General features: G+C 71.8%; 17 protein-coding genes. 13 read left to right on the forward strand and 4 right to left on the reverse strand.

Annotated elements, in window-relative coordinates; translation table 11 throughout:
- Positions 1–2: 2 nt before the first annotated feature.
- The gene (locus ACIBKX_RS28675; protein ID WP_363277270.1) at positions 3–638 is read right to left on the reverse strand and encodes a TetR family transcriptional regulator; all 636 of its coding nucleotides are present in this window, start codon (positions 636–638) and stop codon (positions 3–5) included.
- A 144-nt stretch (positions 639–782) separates the two neighbouring features.
- Here ACIBKX_RS28675 and ACIBKX_RS28680 point away from each other — a divergent pair, with 144 nt between their 5' ends.
- The 4 genes from ACIBKX_RS28680 to ACIBKX_RS28695 all read left to right on the forward strand — a co-directional run bounded on the left by ACIBKX_RS28680 (position 783) and on the right by ACIBKX_RS28695 (position 4018).
- A complete protein-coding gene (locus tag ACIBKX_RS28680) occupies positions 783–953 on the forward strand; it encodes a hypothetical protein (RefSeq protein WP_363277271.1) in 171 nt (56 codons plus the stop codon).
- 122 nt (positions 954–1075) lie between these two features.
- On the forward strand, positions 1076–1294 hold the full coding sequence (locus tag ACIBKX_RS28685; protein WP_363277289.1) for a DUF4190 domain-containing protein: 219 nt from the start codon (positions 1076–1078) through the stop codon (positions 1292–1294).
- A gap of 48 nt (positions 1295–1342) precedes the next feature.
- Entirely contained in the window at positions 1343–2506 is a 1164-nt protein-coding gene (locus tag ACIBKX_RS28690) for a cysteine desulfurase family protein (protein WP_363277290.1), read from the forward strand.
- A gap of 279 nt (positions 2507–2785) precedes the next feature.
- Entirely contained in the window at positions 2786–4018 is a 1233-nt protein-coding gene (locus ACIBKX_RS28695) for a cytochrome P450 (protein ID WP_363277291.1), read from the forward strand.
- On the opposite strand, the gene ACIBKX_RS28700 is transcribed toward ACIBKX_RS28695, so the two are convergent.
- Positions 4015–4740, reverse strand: a complete 726-nt coding sequence (locus tag ACIBKX_RS28700) for an N-acetylmuramoyl-L-alanine amidase (protein ID WP_363277272.1) — start codon at positions 4738–4740, stop codon at positions 4015–4017. The two genes, ACIBKX_RS28695 and ACIBKX_RS28700, sit on opposite strands and share 4 nt — an antisense overlap.
- A gap of 61 nt (positions 4741–4801) precedes the next feature.
- On the opposite strand from ACIBKX_RS28700, the gene mnmA reads away from it, so the two are divergent.
- Positions 4802–5935, forward strand: coding sequence for a tRNA 2-thiouridine(34) synthase MnmA (gene mnmA, locus ACIBKX_RS28705; RefSeq protein WP_363277273.1), 1134 nt, complete (start codon positions 4802–4804; stop codon positions 5933–5935).
- Positions 5936–6224: 289 nt separating this feature from the next.
- Here the strand turns inward: mnmA and ACIBKX_RS28710 are convergent, their stop codons facing one another.
- Positions 6225–7160 carry an NADP-dependent oxidoreductase gene (locus ACIBKX_RS28710; RefSeq protein WP_363277292.1) on the reverse strand — a complete coding sequence of 312 codons (936 nt, stop codon included), beginning with the start codon at positions 7158–7160 and terminating at the stop codon, positions 6225–6227.
- 102 nt (positions 7161–7262) lie between these two features.
- On the opposite strand from ACIBKX_RS28710, the gene ACIBKX_RS28715 reads away from it, so the two are divergent.
- The gene (locus ACIBKX_RS28715; protein WP_363277274.1) at positions 7263–8258 is read left to right on the forward strand and encodes a helix-turn-helix domain-containing protein; all 996 of its coding nucleotides are present in this window, start codon (positions 7263–7265) and stop codon (positions 8256–8258) included.
- 33 nt (positions 8259–8291) lie between these two features.
- Here the strand turns inward: ACIBKX_RS28715 and ACIBKX_RS28720 are convergent, their stop codons facing one another.
- A complete protein-coding gene (locus ACIBKX_RS28720) occupies positions 8292–8621 on the reverse strand; it encodes a DUF427 domain-containing protein (protein ID WP_363277275.1) in 330 nt (109 codons plus the stop codon).
- 58 nt (positions 8622–8679) lie between these two features.
- Between ACIBKX_RS28720 and ACIBKX_RS28725 the strand changes: the two genes are divergently transcribed.
- The 7 genes from ACIBKX_RS28725 to gatA all read left to right on the forward strand — a co-directional run bounded on the left by ACIBKX_RS28725 (position 8680) and on the right by gatA (position 17755).
- Positions 8680–9225, forward strand: a complete 546-nt coding sequence (locus ACIBKX_RS28725; protein ID WP_363277276.1) for a TIGR00730 family Rossman fold protein — start codon at positions 8680–8682, stop codon at positions 9223–9225.
- Between the two features lie 31 nt (positions 9226–9256).
- Positions 9257–9946: an SDR family oxidoreductase gene (locus ACIBKX_RS28730; RefSeq protein ID WP_363277277.1), complete on the forward strand. Its 690-nt coding sequence runs from the start codon at positions 9257–9259 to the stop codon at positions 9944–9946.
- Positions 9943–10938, forward strand: coding sequence for a methionine synthase (locus ACIBKX_RS28735; protein ID WP_363277278.1), 996 nt, complete (start codon positions 9943–9945; stop codon positions 10936–10938). The genes ACIBKX_RS28730 and ACIBKX_RS28735 overlap by 4 nt, the downstream gene beginning before the upstream one ends.
- Before the next feature lie 30 nt (positions 10939–10968).
- Entirely contained in the window at positions 10969–13155 is a 2187-nt protein-coding gene (gene ligA / locus ACIBKX_RS28740; RefSeq protein WP_363277279.1) for an NAD-dependent DNA ligase LigA, read from the forward strand.
- A 201-nt stretch (positions 13156–13356) separates the two neighbouring features.
- On the forward strand, positions 13357–15765 hold the full coding sequence (locus tag ACIBKX_RS28745) for a bifunctional diguanylate cyclase/phosphodiesterase (RefSeq protein ID WP_363277280.1): 2409 nt from the start codon (positions 13357–13359) through the stop codon (positions 15763–15765).
- A gap of 187 nt (positions 15766–15952) precedes the next feature.
- Entirely contained in the window at positions 15953–16249 is a 297-nt protein-coding gene (gatC, locus tag ACIBKX_RS28750; protein WP_010984178.1) for an Asp-tRNA(Asn)/Glu-tRNA(Gln) amidotransferase subunit GatC, read from the forward strand.
- Positions 16250–16255: 6 nt separating this feature from the next.
- On the forward strand, positions 16256–17755 hold the full coding sequence (gene gatA / locus ACIBKX_RS28755) for an Asp-tRNA(Asn)/Glu-tRNA(Gln) amidotransferase subunit GatA (RefSeq protein WP_363277281.1): 1500 nt from the start codon (positions 16256–16258) through the stop codon (positions 17753–17755).
- Position 17756 lies beyond the last annotated feature (1 nt).

The following is a 17756-nucleotide window of genomic DNA, read 5'->3' on the forward strand; positions in this document are numbered from 1 at the left end:
GGCTAGTGCTGTTCGTCGAGCCAGTGGTGGCGGCCGAGCGTGACCAGGCGCAGTTGTCTGCGTGCCGCGTCCGCCACCTGCTCCGCCGCCTCGGGCGGCGCCTCCAGGAGGGCCGACGCGGTCATCACCATGTGGTTGACGTACAGGCCCGCGAGCATCAGCAGATCGTCCGGGTCCCAGCCCTTCGACTCGGGCTCCCGCGCGAACTGGTCCCGCACCTCCCGTGCGAACAGCTCCAGTTGGCCGCTGATCGCGGCCCGCACTGTCTGCACCCCACCGTGCCGCTCGCGGGCGATGAAGCGGACGTGCGCGGGGTGCGTCCGTACATAGGCGACGATCAACTCCACCGACGCCGCGATGCGTTCCTCGCCGGTCTTGTCGCTGCCGGTCGCCGCGAGCAGCGTGCGCAGGGTGGCGTGCAGGCTGCCGAGCGCCTCCTCGACGAGGGCCACGCCCAGCTCGGCCATGTCGCGGAAGTGCCGGTAGAAGGCGGTGGGCGCCACGCCCACGGCGCGGGTGACCTCGCGCAGGCCCAGGCTGCTGAGGCTCTGCTCCTCCAGCAGCCGGAGGGCCGCGTCGAGGAGGGCCTGCCGGGTCTTCTGCTTCTGGGCCTGCCGGATGCCGGGGGTGTGACTCATGCCATGCAGTTAACAACTGTTCTCCGAGATTGGGAAGCCGGTGGAGTAGTAGACTCCTCAGTCAGTGAACAGTTGTAACCACAAGCGTTCACCGAATGTTCTCCGCAGCCCTGCCCGAGTACGCCCTCACCCGAGAGGCATCCCATGCTCTTCCTCGTCGCCGCCCTCCTGCTGCTCGGCGTCGCGCTGGGTTCCGTGGCGCACGCGCCGCTCCCCGTCACCCTCGTCGCCGCGACCGTCATCGGCGCCTGGCTCCTGGTGTTCGCGATCCGCGAGCGCCGGGCACAGCACCGGTCGCGGCCGGGCCACCACTGATCCGTACGACACCTGTAAGGAGTCGCGCCATGGAAATCACCGGTACCGCACCCCCCTCCTCCACCTCCTCCTCTGCCTCCTCTGTCTCTGCCGGCCCCGCCGCCCGGCGCGAGGCCGACGGAATGGCCGTCGCGTCGTTCGTCCTCGGCCTGCTCGGGCTGCTGGTCCTCAACCTCTTCCTCGGCCCCGTCGCCATCGTCCTCGCGAGCCTCGCGCTGCTGCGCGGCACCGGCCGAAAGGGGCGCGCGCTGCTCGGCCTCGGGCTCGGCGTGGCCGATCTCGTCGTCCTCGCCGTCCTCATGTCCATGGACAACACCGTGTCGTGGGGTCTCGCGGGCTGACACCGCTTGGACGCGGGCGGTCGCATGGCTCGTAGAATCGTGCCCACCATGGCCTACCTCGACCACGCAGCGACCACTCCGATGCTTCCGGAGGCGATCGCGGCGATGACCGCCCAGCTCGCCGTCACCGGCAACGCCTCCTCACTGCACGCCGCGGGGCGCCGGGCCCGACGTACCGTCGAGGAGGCGCGAGAAGCGCTCGCCGATTCGCTCGGCGCGCGCCCCAGCGAGACCGTCTTCACCGCGGGCGGCACCGAGGCCGACAATCTCGCGGTGAAGGGCCTCTTTTGGGCGCGGCGCGACGCCGACCCGGCGCGCACCCGTGTGCTCGCGAGCCCCGTCGAGCACCACGCGGTGCTCGACGCCGTGCACTGGCTCGGCGAACACGAGGGCGCCACCGTCGAGTACCTCCCCGTCGACCGCTACGGACGTGTGCACCCCGAGGCGCTGCGCGAGGCCATCGAGCGCGCCCCCGACGATGTCGCGCTCGCCACCGTCATGTGGGCGAACAACGAGATCGGCACCGTCCAGCCGATCCGCGAACTGGCCGACGTCGCCGCGGAGTTCGACATCCCGCTGCACGCCGACGCCGTCCAGGCCTTCGGCCAGCTGCCCGTCGACTTCGACGCGTCCGGGCTCGCCGCCATGACCGTCTCCGGGCACAAGATCGGCGGCCCGTACGGCATCGGGGCGCTGCTCCTCGGCCGTGAGTACAGCCCCGTGCCCGTGCTGCACGGCGGCGGGCAGGAGCGTCATGTGCGCTCCGGGACGCTCGACGTGCCCGCCATCGCGGCGTTCGCCGTCGCGGGACAGCACGCCGCCGCGCAGCGCGAGTGGTTCGCCCGCGAGATCGGCGGCCTGCGGGACGAGCTGGTGGCCGCCGTGCACGCCGCGGTCCCCGAGGCGATCCTGGGCGGCGACCCGGTCGACCGGCTGCCCGCCAACGCGCACTTCACCTTCGCGGGATGCGAGGGCGACTCGCTGCTGCTGCTCCTCGACGCCCAGGGCATCGAGTGCTCGACCGGCTCGGCGTGCACGGCGGGCGTGGCCCAGCCGAGCCACGTCCTGCTCGCCACCGGCACTGACCCGGACCTGGCCCGCGGCACCCTCCGCTTCTCCCTGGGCCACACGTCCACGAAGGCCGATGTCGACGCGGTCGCGCAGGCCATCGGGCCCGCCGTGGAGCGGGCGCGGAGCGCGGGACTGAGCTGAGGCCGCGCCCCCCCCACGTCCGGCGCCCCGCCGGCGGGGCGCGGAGCCGGTTAGGTCACACCCCTAAAACAACCCCTGAATCCGGGACGAGTTGATGGCGTTCTGGGGGGATATGACAGTGGCCTGATGTCGGAGCTGGCTACGACGTACACATTCCACCGATCTATGCTTGCCGCTCGCGAGTCCGCTCCGCGCGTTCGGGGCTGCACGACGTCCCCCCTGATGGAGTTCACATTGAAGGCGAACCTCCGCTCTCGCATCGCCGCGCGGCTCGGTCGTATGTATCTCTCCCGGATCCAGAAATACGGGATCAGCTCGTCGACCATCGCGCGGCTGCCCGAGCCGCTGCTCGCGCCGATGCGGCGCGACGGCCTCGACCCCGTGGCCCGGCTCACCGCCAAGCAGGCGGAGCAGCCGGTCTACCAGGTGCCGCTGCCGTTCGGCATGGACGCCTGGGTGGTCACGGGCTACGAAGAGGTCAAGGCCGTGCTCGGCGAGACCGACGGGTTCAGCAACGACTTCACGAACCTCGCGGGCAACGCGGGCGTCTCCGAGGAGCAGAACCCCGGCGGACTCGGCTTCGCCGATCCGCCGGTCCACACGCATCTGCGGCGCATCCTCACGCCCGAGTTCACCATGCGCAGGCTGCGCCGTCTGACGCCGCGGATCGACGCCATCGTCGAGGAGCGGCTCGACGCGATGGCCGCCTCCGAAGGGCCCGTCGACCTCGTGCAGTCCTTCGCGCTGCCGATCCCCTCGCTCACCATCTGCGAGCTGCTCGGCGTGCCGTACGAGGACCGGCACGACTTCCAGCAGCTGGCCATGGAGCGCTTCGACCTCTTCGCCGGGGCGACCGCGCCGTTCGGCGCCATATCGGCCTCTCTGTCGTACTTCAGGGACGTCGTCAAGAAGCAGCGCGAGAATCCGGGGGACGGGCTCCTCGGCATGATCGTGAAGGAGCACGGCGACACGGTCAGCGACGAGGAGCTCGCCGGTCTCGCCGACGGCGTCCTGACCGGCGGCTTCGAGACCACCGCGAGCATGCTGGCGCTCGGCTCGCTGCTCCTGCTGCAGCACCCCGAGGCCGCCGCCCGGCTGCGCGAGGACGACGCCGCGGCCGCCCCCTTCGTGGAGGAGGCGCTGCGCTACCTCACCGTCGTACAGGTGGCCTTCCCGCGCTTCGCCCGCGAGGACATCGAGATAGCCGGGGTGCGCATCCCCAAGGGCGACCTCGTCCTGTGCTCCCTCAGCGGCGGCAACCGCGACGCCTCCTACACCGCCGACGGCGGCGGCTTCGACCCGAACCGCAAGGCCTCGGGGCATCTGGCCTTCGGCTACGGAATCCACCGCTGCATCGGTGCCGAGCTGGCCCGCATGGAGCTGCGCGCCGCCTATCCGGCCCTGGTCAGGCGCTTCCCCGAGATGCGCATCGCGGTGGCCCCCGACGATCTGGCGTTCCGCAAGCTGTCCATCGTGTACGGCGTGGAGTCGCTGCCGGTGCACCTGCGCTAGGCCTTGTCCTTGTCCTTGTCCCTGTCGAGGGCGGCGCGGGCCTCGCGGACGAGCCGTATGTACCGGTCCCAGTCCCAGTGCGGGCCGGGGTCGGTGTGGTCCGTGCCGGGCACCTCCACGTGGCCGATGATGTGCTCCCGGTCCACCGGGATGTCGTACCGCTCGCAGATGCCGGCCGTGAGCCGCGCCGACGACTCGTACATCGCGTCCGTGAACGAGGACTTCTTGTCGACGAAGCCCTCGTGCTCGATGCCGACGCTCCGTTCGTTGTAGCCCCTGTTGCCCGCGTGGAACGCCACGTCCAGCTCGCGGATCATCTGCGCCACGTGCCCGTCCTTGCGGATCACGTAGTGCGCGGCCGCGCCGTGGGCGGGGTCCTTGAAGACCCTCAGCGCCGTCGCGTAGCCACCCTGGACGACATGGATGACGACCATGTCGATTCCGTAGTCGTCCGGCCGGTCCGCGCGCCGCCAGTTGTAGTCGGACGCGGCGATCCACTGCGCGCCCTTGGCGTCGACCTCGCCCTCCTTGCGCTTCTTGACCACGCCGGGCAGCCGCCACCACAACCGGCCCAGCTCCTCCTTGGCCAGGACGCCCGCGCCGACGGCCGCGGCGCCGCCGCCGATCAGGAGCGTGCGCCGGTTGACGCCCCGGCGCCGCCGCTTCGGCTCCGCCGCCGCTTCCCGTTCCGCCCCCAGGGACGTGTCCTGTTCTTCCCCCATGTGATCGTCAACGCTTACTCACGGGCAGCTGGTTCCCGATGGCCCGTACCCTGTTAGAGCTATGACTGAGACCCAGACCCCGCAGCGCCCCCGCCCCCTCCGCGTACTCGCCGCCATGTCCGGCGGCGTGGACTCCGCCGTCGCCGCCGCCCGCGCCGCCGAAGCCGGGCACGACGTGACCGGAGTGCACCTGGCGCTCTCGGCGAACCCGCAGTCGTTCCGCACGGGCGCGCGGGGCTGTTGCACCATCGAGGACTCCCGCGACGCCCGCCGCGCCGCCGACGTCATCGGGATCCCGTTCTACGTCTGGGACCTCGCCGAGCGGTTCCGCGAGGACGTGGTCGACGACTTCATCGCCGAGTACGAGGCGGGGCGCACCCCCAACCCGTGCCTGCGCTGCAACGAGAAGATCAAGTTCGCGGCGCTCCTGGACAAGGCGCTCGCCCTCGGCTTCGACGCGGTCGTCACGGGCCACTACGCGAAGGTGATCGTCAACGAGGACGGCACCCGCGAGCTGCACCGCGCCTCGGACATGGCCAAGGACCAGTCGTACGTCCTCGGGGTCCTGGACGACCGCCAGCTCGCCCACGCGATGTTCCCCCTCGGTGACACGGTCACCACCAAGGAGGAGATCCGCGCGGAGGCCGAGGAGCGCGGCCTCGCCGTCGCGAAGAAGCCCGACAGCCACGACATCTGCTTCATCGCGGACGGCGACACCCAGGGCTTCCTCGCGGACCGCCTCGGCAAGGCCGAGGGCGACATCGTGGACACCGAAGGCAACAAGCTGGGCACGCACGAGGGCGCTTACGGCTACACCATCGGCCAGCGCAAGGGCCTGCGGATCGGCACCCCTGCCCCCGACGGCAAGCCGCGCTACGTCCTGGACATCTCCCCGGTGAACAACACGGTGACGGTCGGCCCGGTCGACGCCCTGGACGTCTCGTCCCTGACGGCGATCAAGCCCCGCTGGTGCGGCGCGGCCCCCACGGGCCCCGGCACGTACACGGCGCAGCTGCGGGCGCACGGCGACGAGACCCCGGTCACCGCCGAACTCGTCGACGGCACCCTGCGCGTCTCCTTCGACGAGCCCGTACGCGGCGTGGCCCCCGGCCAGGCGGTCGTGCTCTACGACGGCACGCGCGTGGTGGGCTCGGCGACGATCGCGACGACGGATCGGGCGACGGCCGCGGCCTGACCCCGGAGCGGGCGACGGCCGCGGCCTGACCCCGGACCGGGCGACGGTCGAGGCCCGCCTCCGGACCGGGCGGCGGACAGCGGGTCGGCGCGCCGGTGCATCGCCGGAGTGATGCCGTACACGCGCTTGAACCACCGGTTGAAGCGCGCCTGGGCGGCGAAACCGGCCGATGCCGCCGCGTCCGCCGGTGGGAGCCGCCGTGCTCGCGGTGACGCAGGGCAGGCTGCCCCGGCGCTCGTCCGGCGTTCGTCCGGCGCCGGGGCGCGGCTTCCCGCGGCGGGCGAGAAGGTCAGCTGACGCGGAGCACGATCTTGCCCTGGGTGCGGCCCCGTTCGCCGTACGCGTGGGCCTTCGCGGCGTCCTCCAGGGGCAGCACCGTGTCGATCTCGGCGCGCAGCCTGCCCTCCTCGACCAGGCGGGCGATCTCCAGGAGCCCCGCGCGGTCCGGCTCGACGACGGTCCACCCGGCATGCACGCCGAGCTCCGCGGCGCGGGCGGGGTCCGGGAGGCCGCCGGGGTCGGGCAGCGTGACCAGGTGGCCGCCGCGACGCAGGACCTCCAGGGACCGGTTGCCGTACGCGCCGCCCACCCCGTCCAGGACGATGTCCACGTCGCTGACCGCCTCGGTGAAGTCCACGCGCGCGTAGTCGACGACTTCGTCGGCGCCGATGCCCCGCAGGAAGTCGTGCTTGTCCTCGCGTGCGGTTCCGATGACGTACGCACCGTGCGCCTTGGCGATCTGCACGGCGAGGTGGCCGACGCCGCCGGCCGCCGCGTGGATCAGGACCCGCTGTCCGGAGCGCAGCCCGGCCGTCTCGATCAGGCCCTGCCAGGCGGTGAGCGCCGCAAGCGGCAGGGCCGCCGCCTGGATGTGGTCGACGCCGGCCGGCTTGGGGGCGAAGCGGCGTGCGGGTGCCGCGACGTACTCGGCGTAGCCGCCCGCCTGCTCGGGGAAGCGGGGCATGCCGAACACCTCGTCGCCGGGCCGGTAGAGGGTCACTCCGGGGCCCACCTCCTCGACGACGCCCGACACGTCGTACCCCAGGATCGGGGTCTCCCCCCAGGTGCCGAAGGCGCCCTCCGCGCGGGTCTTCCAGTCGACCGGGTTGACGCCCGCGGCGTGCACGCGGACCAGGATCTCGGTGAGGCCGGGCTCGGGGCGGTCCACCTCCACGGGGACCAGGTTCTCGGGGGCGCCCCAGGAGCGGGGGCTGACGGCACGCATCTTCATGGCTTTCCTCTTTCGGAGCGGTTCGAGGACCCAGAGTGCGCCGGGACGGGCAAGCGCAGTGCTGGCAGTTTGGCCATGATGTGACAGGATTCGGCCATGACCAGCAGTGGTGCACATGGGGCACATGGGGCGCATCGGGTGGCCGTCCTCGCCCTCGACGGTGCGTACGCCTTCGAGCTGGGCATCCCGTCCCGGGTGTTCGGCACGGCGGAGGACGAGCACGGCAGGCGGCTCTACGACGTCGAGGTCTGCACGGTGGACGGGCGACCGGTGCGCACGGACTCCGGGTTCACGGTGGCGGCCGAGCACGGCCCGGAGGCACTGGAGCGGGCGGACACCGTGGTGATCACGCCCACCTGCGAGTTCGACACGGGGATGCCGGGCCACGAGCTGCCCGGACCGGTCACGGCCGCCCTGGCGCGGATCCGGCCCGGCACCCGCATCGTCTCGTTCTGCAACGCCTCGTACGTCCTAGCCGCCGTCGGCCTCCTCGACGGGCGCCCCGCGACGACGCACTGGCACGTCGCCGAGGACTTCCAGCGGTCCTTCCCCAGGATCAAGGTCGACGCGGACGTGCTCTTCGTGGACGACGGCGACGTGCTGACCGCGGCGGGCGTAGCGGCCGGCATCGACCTCTGCCTGCACCTCGTGCGCCGCGACCACGGCGCGGCCGTCGCCAACCACGTCGCCCGCGTCTGCGTCGTACCGCCCTGGCGCGACGGCGGGCAGGCGCAGTACATCGAACGGCCCGTCCCGGAGCCCACGCTCGCCACGACGGCCGCCACGCGCGCGTGGGCGCTCGAAAGGCTCCAGGAACCGCTTCCCCTGGGGGAGTTGGCCGCGCACGCGCGCATGAGCCTGCGGACCTTCACGCGCCGCTTCCAGGAGGAGACCGGCATGCCGCCCGGCCGCTGGCTGACCGCCCAGCGCATCGAACTGGCCCGGCAGCTCCTGGAGTCCAGCGACCTGCCGGTGGACGTGGTGGCCCACCGGTCGGGGTTCGGCACCGGCAACTCCCTGCGCCAGCACATGCGTTCCGTCCTCGGCGTCTCGCCGGTCGCCTACCGCAGGACGTTCGCCGCCGCGCAGTGAGCCCTGCGCCGCGACGGCCTCCCTCCCGACGGCCTACGCGTCGACGACCTCCGTCTCGTAGAAGCAGAAGTGGCCCTTGATCTGCGCCACCGCGTCCTTCGGCTCCGGATAGGCCCAGACCGTGTCCCGCGCGCCGGGCAGCGACCAGTAGGAGGCCGTGCCCTTGAACGGGCAGTACGTCGTGGTCTGCGAAGGGGTCAGCAGATCCGTGCGTACGTCCTCCGGAGGGAGGTAGTAGCGCACCGGGTAGCCCGTCTCGCGCAGCAGCAGGGGCCGTCGGCTGTCCGCGACGACCTGGCCGTCACGCACCACCCGTACGTGATCGGCGCCCTGCTCGACGGTGATCTTGTGTCCTGCGGTCATGGTCACGCCCTTCTTCGTGGGTGCTCCCATTGTCGGAGGCGGACCGTACGGTGGGCGCATGAATATCTGTGTCTTCCTCTCCGCGGCCGATCTCCCCGAGCGCTACACCCAGCCCGCCCGCGACTTCGCCGAGCTGCTCGGCAAGGCAGGACACACCCTGGTGTGGGGCGGTTCCGAGAGCGGCCTGATGAAGGTCGTCGCCGACGGCGTGCAGGAGGCCGGCGGCCGGCTCACCGGCGTCTCCGTGGACTTCCTCGCCGCCAAGGCCAGGGCCGTCTCCGCGCCCGACGAGATGGTCATCGCGCGTGACCTCGCCGAGCGCAAGGCACTGCTCCTGGAGAAGGCCGACGCCGTCGTGATCATGGTCGGCGGCACGGGCACGCTCGACGAGGCGACCGAGATCCTGGAGCTGAAGAAGCACGGAAGGACGGACAAGCCGGTCGTGCTGCTCAACTCGGCCGGTTTCTACGACGGCTTGAGGGAGCAGTTCCGCCGCATGGAGGACGAGGGCTTCCTGCCCGTCCCGCTGACCGATCTGGTCTTCTTCGCCGAGGAGCCGGTCGGCGCCCTCGCCTACCTGGAGGAGTCCGTGGGCACGCGCTGAGCCGCCGCTGCCGGGGTGCGACGATGGACGCATGGCAACACATGTGATCACCGGGGCCGGCTCCGGCATCGGCGCGGCCGTCGCCCGCCGGCTGCACGCACGCGGCGACGAACTGGTCCTGCACGCACGCGACGCGGCACGGGCGAAGGAACTCGCGGCCCAGTTCCCCGGGTCGAGCACGCTCGTGGGCGACCTCTCCGACCCGGACCGGCTCTCCTGGGCGTTCGGCCACCAGTCCCTGCCCGACCGGGTGGACTCCCTGCTGCACATCGCGGGCGTCGTCGACCTCGGCCGGGTCGGTGATCTCACCCCCAAGTCCTGGCACCACCAGCTCAACGTCAACCTCATCGCCCCCGCCGAGCTGACCCGGCACTTCCTGCCGCAGCTCCGCGTCACCCAGGGCCACGTGGTCTTCGTCAACTCGGGCGCGGGCCTGAACGCGCACGCCGACTGGTCCGCGTACGCCGCCTCCAAGCACGGCCTCAAGGCGCTCGCCGACTCCCTGCGCGCCGAGGAGCACGGCAACGGCGTCCGGGTCACCTCCGTCTACCCGGGCCGCACCGCGAGCGCCATGCAGGCCAAGGTGCACCAGCAGGAGGGCAAGGAGTACGACCCCGCCCGCTTCATCGACCCGGAGTCGGTGGCCACGACGGTCGTGATGGCCCTGGACCTGCCGCGCGACGCGGAGGTCAACGACCTGACGGTGCGGCCCGGACGGTGAGCGAGCCCAGCTTCGGCCCCGCCACCGGCGTCGGGTCCATGCCCGGCGGCGACGCCCGCGAGGCCGCGAAGACCGTCACCGGCAGCTTCGAGGACTTCCCGTACCTCGCGGAGCTGCCCGCCCGCGGACCCGGCGCCGACATGATCGGCCGGACCGCCGGGCTGCTCGTCGACCTCTACGCGCGCGTGGAGCCCAGCGGCTGGCGGATCGGCGACCGGCCGGGCCGCGACACCCGGCGGGCCAAGGCCTGGCTCGGCGAGGACCTCGACGCCCTGGAGGAGTTCACCCAGGGGTACGAGGGGCCGCTCAAGGTGCAGGCCGTCGGACCGTGGACGCTTGCCGCGGCCCTGGAGCTGAAGAACGGCGAGGCCGCCCTCTCCGACCCCGGCGCCTGCCGTGACCTGGCCGGATCGCTCGCGGAGGGGCTGAGCGCCCATCTCGCGGACGTACGCCGCCGGATCCCCGGCGCCACGATCGTGCTCCAGCTCGACGAGCCCTCGCTGATCGCCGTGCTGCGCGGGCAGATCAAGACCGCCAGCGAGTACCGCACCCACCGGGCCGTGGACCGGCAGCTCGTGGAGAGCACCCTGCGGGACGTCGTCGGCGTCCATGACGGGCCCACGGTCGTGCACTCCTGCGCGCCCGACGTGCCGTTCGCGCTGCTGCGCCGGGCCGGCGCCGACGCCATCTCGTTCGACTTCTCGCTCCTCACCGAGCGTGACGACGAGGCGATCGGCGAGGCCGTCGAGGGCGGCACGAAGCTCTTCGCCGGTGTCGTGGCGGGCGTGGACGGCCGATTGTCAGACCCTGCCGGTAGCGTCATGGGTGTCAGGACGCTGTGGCGCAGGCTGGGGCTGAATCCGGGATCTCTCGCGGAGTCGGTCGTGGTCACTCCGTCGTGCGGTCTCGCGGGGGCGTCTCCCGCGTACGCACGCTCGGTGCTCGCCCACTGCGCCAGGGCGGCGAGATCACTCGCGGACAACCCTGAGTAATTGGGTATGACGTAACGGGAGGACGAAACGGTGGCTGTCGAACAGCAAGGCTCTGTGCCCGCCGAGGCACGGGATCAGCATGCCCAGCTGGCCGAACAGATCGAGGAGCACCGCTTCCGGTACTACGTGAACGACCAACCGGTCGTCAGCGACGCCGAGTTCGACAAGCTCCTTCGCTCGCTCGAGGCCCTGGAGGAGCAGTACACCGAGCTGCGTACGCCCGATTCGCCCACCCAGAAGGTCGCCGGGGCGTACGAGACGGACTTCACCTCCGTCGAGCACCGCGAGCGCATGCTCTCCCTCGACAACGCCTTCGACGACGAGGAACTCGCCGCCTGGGCCGAGCGCGTCGCCAAGGACGTCGGCACGAGCGAGTACCACTTCCTGTGCGAACTGAAGGTCGACGGCCTCGCCGTGAACCTGACGTACGAGGACGGGAAGCTCACCCGCGCGGCGACCCGCGGCGACGGCCGGACCGGCGAGGACATCACGCCGAACGTCCGCACGATCGCGGACATCCCCGACCGCCTGAAGGGCGACGACATCCCGGCCCTCGTCGAGATCCGCGGCGAGGTCTTCTTCCCCATGGAGAAGTTCGAGGAGCTGAACGCCCGCCTGGTCGAGGCGGGCGACAAGCCCTTCGCCAACCCGCGCAACGCGGCGGCGGGTTCCCTGCGCCAGAAGGACCCCAGAGTCACCGCCACGCGCCCGCTGCACATGGTGGTGCACGGCATCGGCGCCCGCGAGGGCTTCGACATCGACTGCCTGAGCCACGCCTATCAGCTGCTCCACGACTGGGGCCTGCCCACCGCCCAGCACAACAAGGTGGTCCAAGGGCTCGACGGCGTACGGGAGTTCATCACGTACTTCGGCGAGAACCGCCACTCCGCCGTGGAGCACGAGATCGACGGCGTCGTCGTGAAGCTCGACGAGATCCCGCTCCAGGGCCGCCTCGGCTCGACCTCCCGAGCCCCGCGCTGGGCGATCGCCTGGAAGTACGCCCCGGAGGAGGTCAACACCAAGCTGGTCAACATCCGCGTGGGCGTCGGCCGCACCGGCCGCGTCACCCCGTACGCGCAGGTGGAGCCGGTCACCGTGGCCGGATCCGAGGTCGAGTTCGCGACACTGCACAACCAGGACGTGGTGAAGAAGAAGGGCGTCTTCATCGGGGACACGGTCGTCCTGCGCAAGGCGGGCGACGTCATCCCGGAGATCCTCGGACCGGTCGCCGACCTGCGCGACGGCACCGAGCGGGAGTTCGTGATGCCCGCCGAGTGCCCCGAGTGCGGGACGGCGCTGCGGCCGATGAAGGAGGGCGACATCGACCTCCGCTGCCCCAACGCCCAGTCGTGCCCGGCCCAGTTGCGTGAACGTCTCTTCTACCTCGCGGGCCGCAAGTGCCTGGACATCGAGAACTTCGGATACGTCGCGGCGGCCGCGCTCACCAAGCCGCTCGAACCCTCCGAGCCGCCGATCCTCGACGAGGGCGACATCTTCGACCTCACCATCGAACGGCTCCTGCCCATCAAGGCGTACGTACTGGACCAGGACAGCGGTCTGCCCAAGCGCGACCCGAAGACCGGCGAGGAGAAGATCGCCACGGTCTTCGCCAACCAGCAGGGCGAGGCGAAGAAGAACGCGGTCTCGATGCTGGAGAACATCGCGGCGGCCAAGGAGCGCCCCCTCGCCCGCATCATCACGGGCCTCTCCATCCGCCACGTCGGACCGGTCGCGGCCGAGGCGCTGGCCCGCGAGTTCCGGTCGATCGACCGGATCGAGCAGGCCACGGAGGAGGAGCTGGCCGCCGTCGAGGGCGTCGGGCCGACCATCGCGGCCTCCCTGAAGCAGTGGTTCGAGGAGGAGTGGCACCGGGAGATCCTGCGCAAGTGGCGGGCTGCCGGGGTCCGTATGGAGGAAGAGGGCGGGGGAGAGGACGAGGGGCCGCGTCCGCTCGAAGGCCTCACGGTCGTCGTCACCGGAACACTGGAGAACCACACGCGGGATGGCGCAAAAGATGCGCTGCAGAGCCTCGGCGCGAAGGTGACCGGTTCCGTTTCCAAGAAGACGGCTTTCGTTGTTGTGGGGGACAACCCTGGATCGAAGTACGACAAGGCCATGCAGCTGAAGGTTCCGGTTCTCAACGAGGAAGGCTTCGCCGTCCTGCTGGCACAGGGGCCGGACGCGGCGAAGGAAGTCGCGCTTCCGACCGAGGAGTAGCGGTTGAAGGCCACCCGTTCAGCGCATACCAGATGCATACGGGTGGCCGGGTCGCATTCGGGCAACCGTTGTGGACCGCTGCCCGTGGAAGCCTTCTGCGGCCTACTGTTGAGGTGTGCGCCTGCCGTGACACCCAGACGCGGCTGTCCGCTGGACCAAGTCCGCGTGGCGTGTGCACCGCCGGCTGTGAGAGGGACGGGAATGGAACCGACCGAGAGCGCCGCCCCGGACTCCCGGCTGCGCGCGCGCCTGCGGCGCGGGGCGGGCGCGTGGCTCCGCAGACGCCGGGCGGCGCGCGTGGTGGAGAGCGGCCCCGCCGCCGTGCCGGGCACCGCAGTTGAGCGCCGCGAGCGGGCGTGGAGCACGGTCGCCGGATGCACCAATCAGGAACTGGGCACCGCGGGGCGGGCGAACGCCGGCGACGGCGGCTGGGACGCGGCGGGCCAGAGCTCCGGTCAGGGCGGCCGTTCCGGATGGCGGTCGCAGGCGTGGCGGGGCACCGACGAGCACGGCGCCGACCATCCGGCGGACGGGCGCGACCCCTGGCCGGTCCTTCCGGTCGCCGTGGTGGCGACGGCAGCCGTGGTTCTCGGCGCCGGCTTCTTCCACGCCTTCACCGGACACCACGCGCTGTTCCCGTCCGGCACCGTCGGCTGGTCCCTCGCCGTCCTCACGGGCTTCATCGTCGGCCACCTCGTCGCGCTCGGCCGCGACCGCTGGTGGGGCGGCACCGGATCGGGCGGCGCGCTCACCGTCGCCGTGCTGCTCCTGTACGGCTGGGTGCCCGCCGGAATGGTCAGCCTCACCGTCGTCGTCCTGGTCGGCATCGCCCGCCGCCACCGCTGGCGCCAGGGCATCCTGCACGGCGCCGTCGACATCCTCGGCATCGGCGCGGGCGCCCTCGCCATGGCCGCGTTCGGCACGGTGCCGACGGCGGAGTCGCCCTGGCTCCCCGAGACCTGGGACATCTACTCCGCCCCCGAGGTGGCGCTCGCCGCGATCGCCTACCTCGCGGTCACGCGGGTCCTGCTCTGGTACGTCCATGCGCCGCGCACCGGCGCGCTGCCCACGGTCACCCGCACCGCCCTGGTCCGCCAGGGCCTGGTCGGCGTGGCGCTGCTCGGCATCGCGCCGCTGATCTGTGTGGTCGCCGCGTCGACGCCGCTGCTGCTCCCGCTCTTCGCGATTCCCCTCGTCGCGCTCGACTCGACGCTGTGGATCGCCCGGGCCAGGGCCGAGGAGCAGCTGCGCGACCCGCTCACCGGACTGCCCAACCGGCAGTGGCTCCTGGAGCGGACCTGGACGGCCCTGGACGACGCCGAGCGGATCGGGGCGCGGTCCGCCCTGATGCTGATCGACATGGACCGTTTCCGTTCGGTCAACGACACCCTCGGGCATCTCGCGGGCGACCGGCTGCTCCTGCAGATCGCCGACCGGCTCCGGCTCGCGCTGCCGCGGGGCGCGGAGGCCGCGCGGCTCGGCGGCGACGAGTTCGCCGTGCTGCTCCCGGTCGCCGACTCCACGACGTCCGCCACCCGAGTGGCCCGCAACCTGGTCGCCGCGCTCGGCTCGCCGCTCGACCTGGACGGACTGACGCTGGTCCTGGAGGCCAGCGCCGGGCTCGCCGTCTTCCCCGACCACGCGCTGGACGCGGAGGGGCTGCTGCGCCGGGCGGATGTCGCGATGTACCAGGCCAAGCGGGACCGCACGGGCGTGGAGGTGTACGAGTCGAAGCGGGACTCCAACACCCCCGACCGCCTCGGCCTCTTGGGCGATCTGCGGCGCGCGCTGGACGCGGGCGACGTCGAGCTGCACTACCAGCCGAAGGTCCGCTTCGACGGGAAGGTCGCGGGCCTGGAGGCGCTGGTGCGCTGGGTGCACCCGGAGCGCGGCAAGGTGCCGCCGGACGAGTTCATCGCCATCGCCGAGTCCTCCGGCCTCATGCCGCACCTGACGGAGTACGTCCTGGAGACCGCCCTCGGCCAGGTCGCGAAGTGGCAGGCGCAGGGCCTGAAGGTCCCGGTCGCCGTCAACGTCTCGCCGCGCGACGTCCACACACCCGGCTTCGCCGGCGCGGTCGCCGCCCGCCTGGCCCGGCACGGCGTACCGGCGGGCGCGCTGCAACTGGAGATAACGGAGCATGTGCTCCTGGAGGACCCGCAGCGGGCCGCCGACACCCTGGCGGGGCTGACCGGCCACGGCGTGAAGATGTCCCTGGACGACTTCGGCACCGGGTACTCCTCGCTGGTGCACCTGCGCCGCCTCCCCGTCAGCGAGCTGAAGATCGACCGCTCCTTCGTCGCCCGCCTCGCCGTCGACACCGAGGACGCGGAGATCGTCCGCTGCACCGTCGACCTCGCGCACTCCCTCGGCCTGCTCGTCGTCGCCGAGGGCGTGGAGGACGACGAGACCTGGGAGCGGCTGCGGGACCTCGGCTGCGACGCGGTACAGGGCTGGCTGGTCGCCGCCGCCATGCCGGCCGACGAGACCACGGCCTGGCTGCGCGCCCGCGAGTCCCGAGGCTGGCGCCGCCCCGTGGACGTCGCCGCGGAGGAAGCGGCGGCAGCGGCAGAAACGGCCGCGGAGACCGGCGCGGACATCGCGAAGTAGCGGCGATCGGCGTCCCGAGCCCTCAGCACCGGGCCCCGCCCAGACCCTCGCGGGGCTCCCCCAGGCCGCACCCCGAGCCCCCGCCAGGCGCCGTCCCGCCCCCGGCGGGGAATCCGTTTCGGGGCACCCCGTGCGGCCCCATAGGATTGGGGCCACAAACCACACACTCACCCCTGAGGATCGCCGCATGCCTGGCATCACGCGCGAGGAGGTCGCCCACCTCGCCCGCCTTGCACGTCTGGAGCTGAAGGCCGAGGAGCTCGACCACTTCGCCGGACAGCTCGACGACATCATCGGCGCGGTCGCCCGCGTCTCCGAGGTCGCCGACCAAGACGTACCGCCGACCTCGCACCCGCTGCCGCTGACGAACGTCATGCGCGCGGACGAGGTCCGTCCGTCGCTCACCCCCGAGCAGGCGCTCTCCGGAGCCCCGGCCCAGGAGCAGCAGCGTTTCAAGGTGCCGCAGATCCTGGGGGAGGACTAAAAGATCATGACGGACAGCAACATCATCAAGCTCACCGCGGCAGAGATCGCCGCGAAGATCGCCGACGGCAGCCTCACCGCCGTCGAGGTCACCGAGGCCCACCTGGCCCGCATCGAGGCCGTCGACGAGAAGGTGCACGCCTTCCTGCACGTCGACCGTGAGGGTGCCCTCGCGCAGGCCCGCGCCGTCGACGAGAAGCGCGCCAAGGGCGAGAAGCTCGGCCCGCTGGCCGGCGTACCGCTCGCGCTCAAGGACATCTTCACGACCCAGGGGATCCCGACCACCGTCGGTTCCAAGATCCTCGAGGGCTGGATCCCGCCCTACGACGCGACCCTGGTGAAGAACCTCAAGGCCGCCGACGTCGTCATCCTCGGCAAGACCAACATGGACGAGTTCGCCATGGGGTCGTCGACGGAGAACAGCGCGTACGGGCCCACCGGCAACCCCTGGGACCTCACCCGCATCCCCGGCGGATCGGGCGGCGGCTCCAGCGCCGCCCTCGCCGCCTACGAGGCCCCCCTCGCCATTGGCACGGACACCGGCGGCTCCATCCGCCAGCCCGCCGCCGTCACCGGCACCGTCGGCGTCAAGCCCACCTACGGCGGCGTCTCCCGCTACGGCATGGTCGCGTTCTCGTCCTCCCTCGACCAGGGCGGCCCCTGCGCCCGCACGGTCCTGGACGCCGCGCTGCTGCACGAGGCCATCGCCGGGCACGACCCGCTCGACTCCACGTCCATCGACGCCCCGGTCCCCGCGGTCGTCGAGGCCGCGCGCAACGGCTCCGTACAGGGCATGCGCGTCGGCGTCGTCAAGCAGTTCCGCGGCGAGGGCTACCAGGCCGGTGTCGTCCAGCGGTTCGACGAGTCGGTCGAGCTGCTCAAGGAGCTCGGCGCCGAGATCATCGAGCTGGACTGCCCGTCCTTCGACCTGGCGCTCTCCGCGTACTACCTGATCGCGCCGAGCGAGTGCTCGTCCAACCTGGCCCGCTTCGACGCCATGCGCTACGGCCTGCGCGTCGGCGACGACGGCACGAAGTCCGCCGAGGACGTCACCGCGCTGACCCGCGAGGCCGGATTCGGCGACGAGGTCAAGCGCCGCATCATCCTGGGCACGTACGCCCTGAGCTCCGGCTACTACGACGCGTACTACGGAAGCGCCCAGAAGGTCCGCACGCTGATCACGAAGGACTTCGAGAAGGCCTTCGAGCAGGTCGACGTCATCGTGTCGCCCGCGACGCCCACCACCGCCTTCCCGATCGGCGAGCGCGCCGACGACCCGATGGCGATGTACCTCGCGGACGTGTGCACCATCCCGTCGAACATGGCGGGCAACGCGGCCATGTCGCTGCCCTGCGGTCTCGCCCCGGAGGACGGCCTGCCCGTCGGCCTGCAGATCATCGCCCCCACCATGAAGGACGACCGCCTGTACAAGGTGGGCGCCGCCGTCGAGGCCGCCTTCGTGGAAAAGTGGGGCCACCCGCTGCTTGAGGAGGCTCCGTCGCTGTGAG

Source organism: Streptomyces sp. NPDC050658 (assembly GCF_044457025.1).
Taxonomy (GTDB): domain Bacteria; phylum Actinomycetota; class Actinomycetes; order Streptomycetales; family Streptomycetaceae; genus Streptomyces.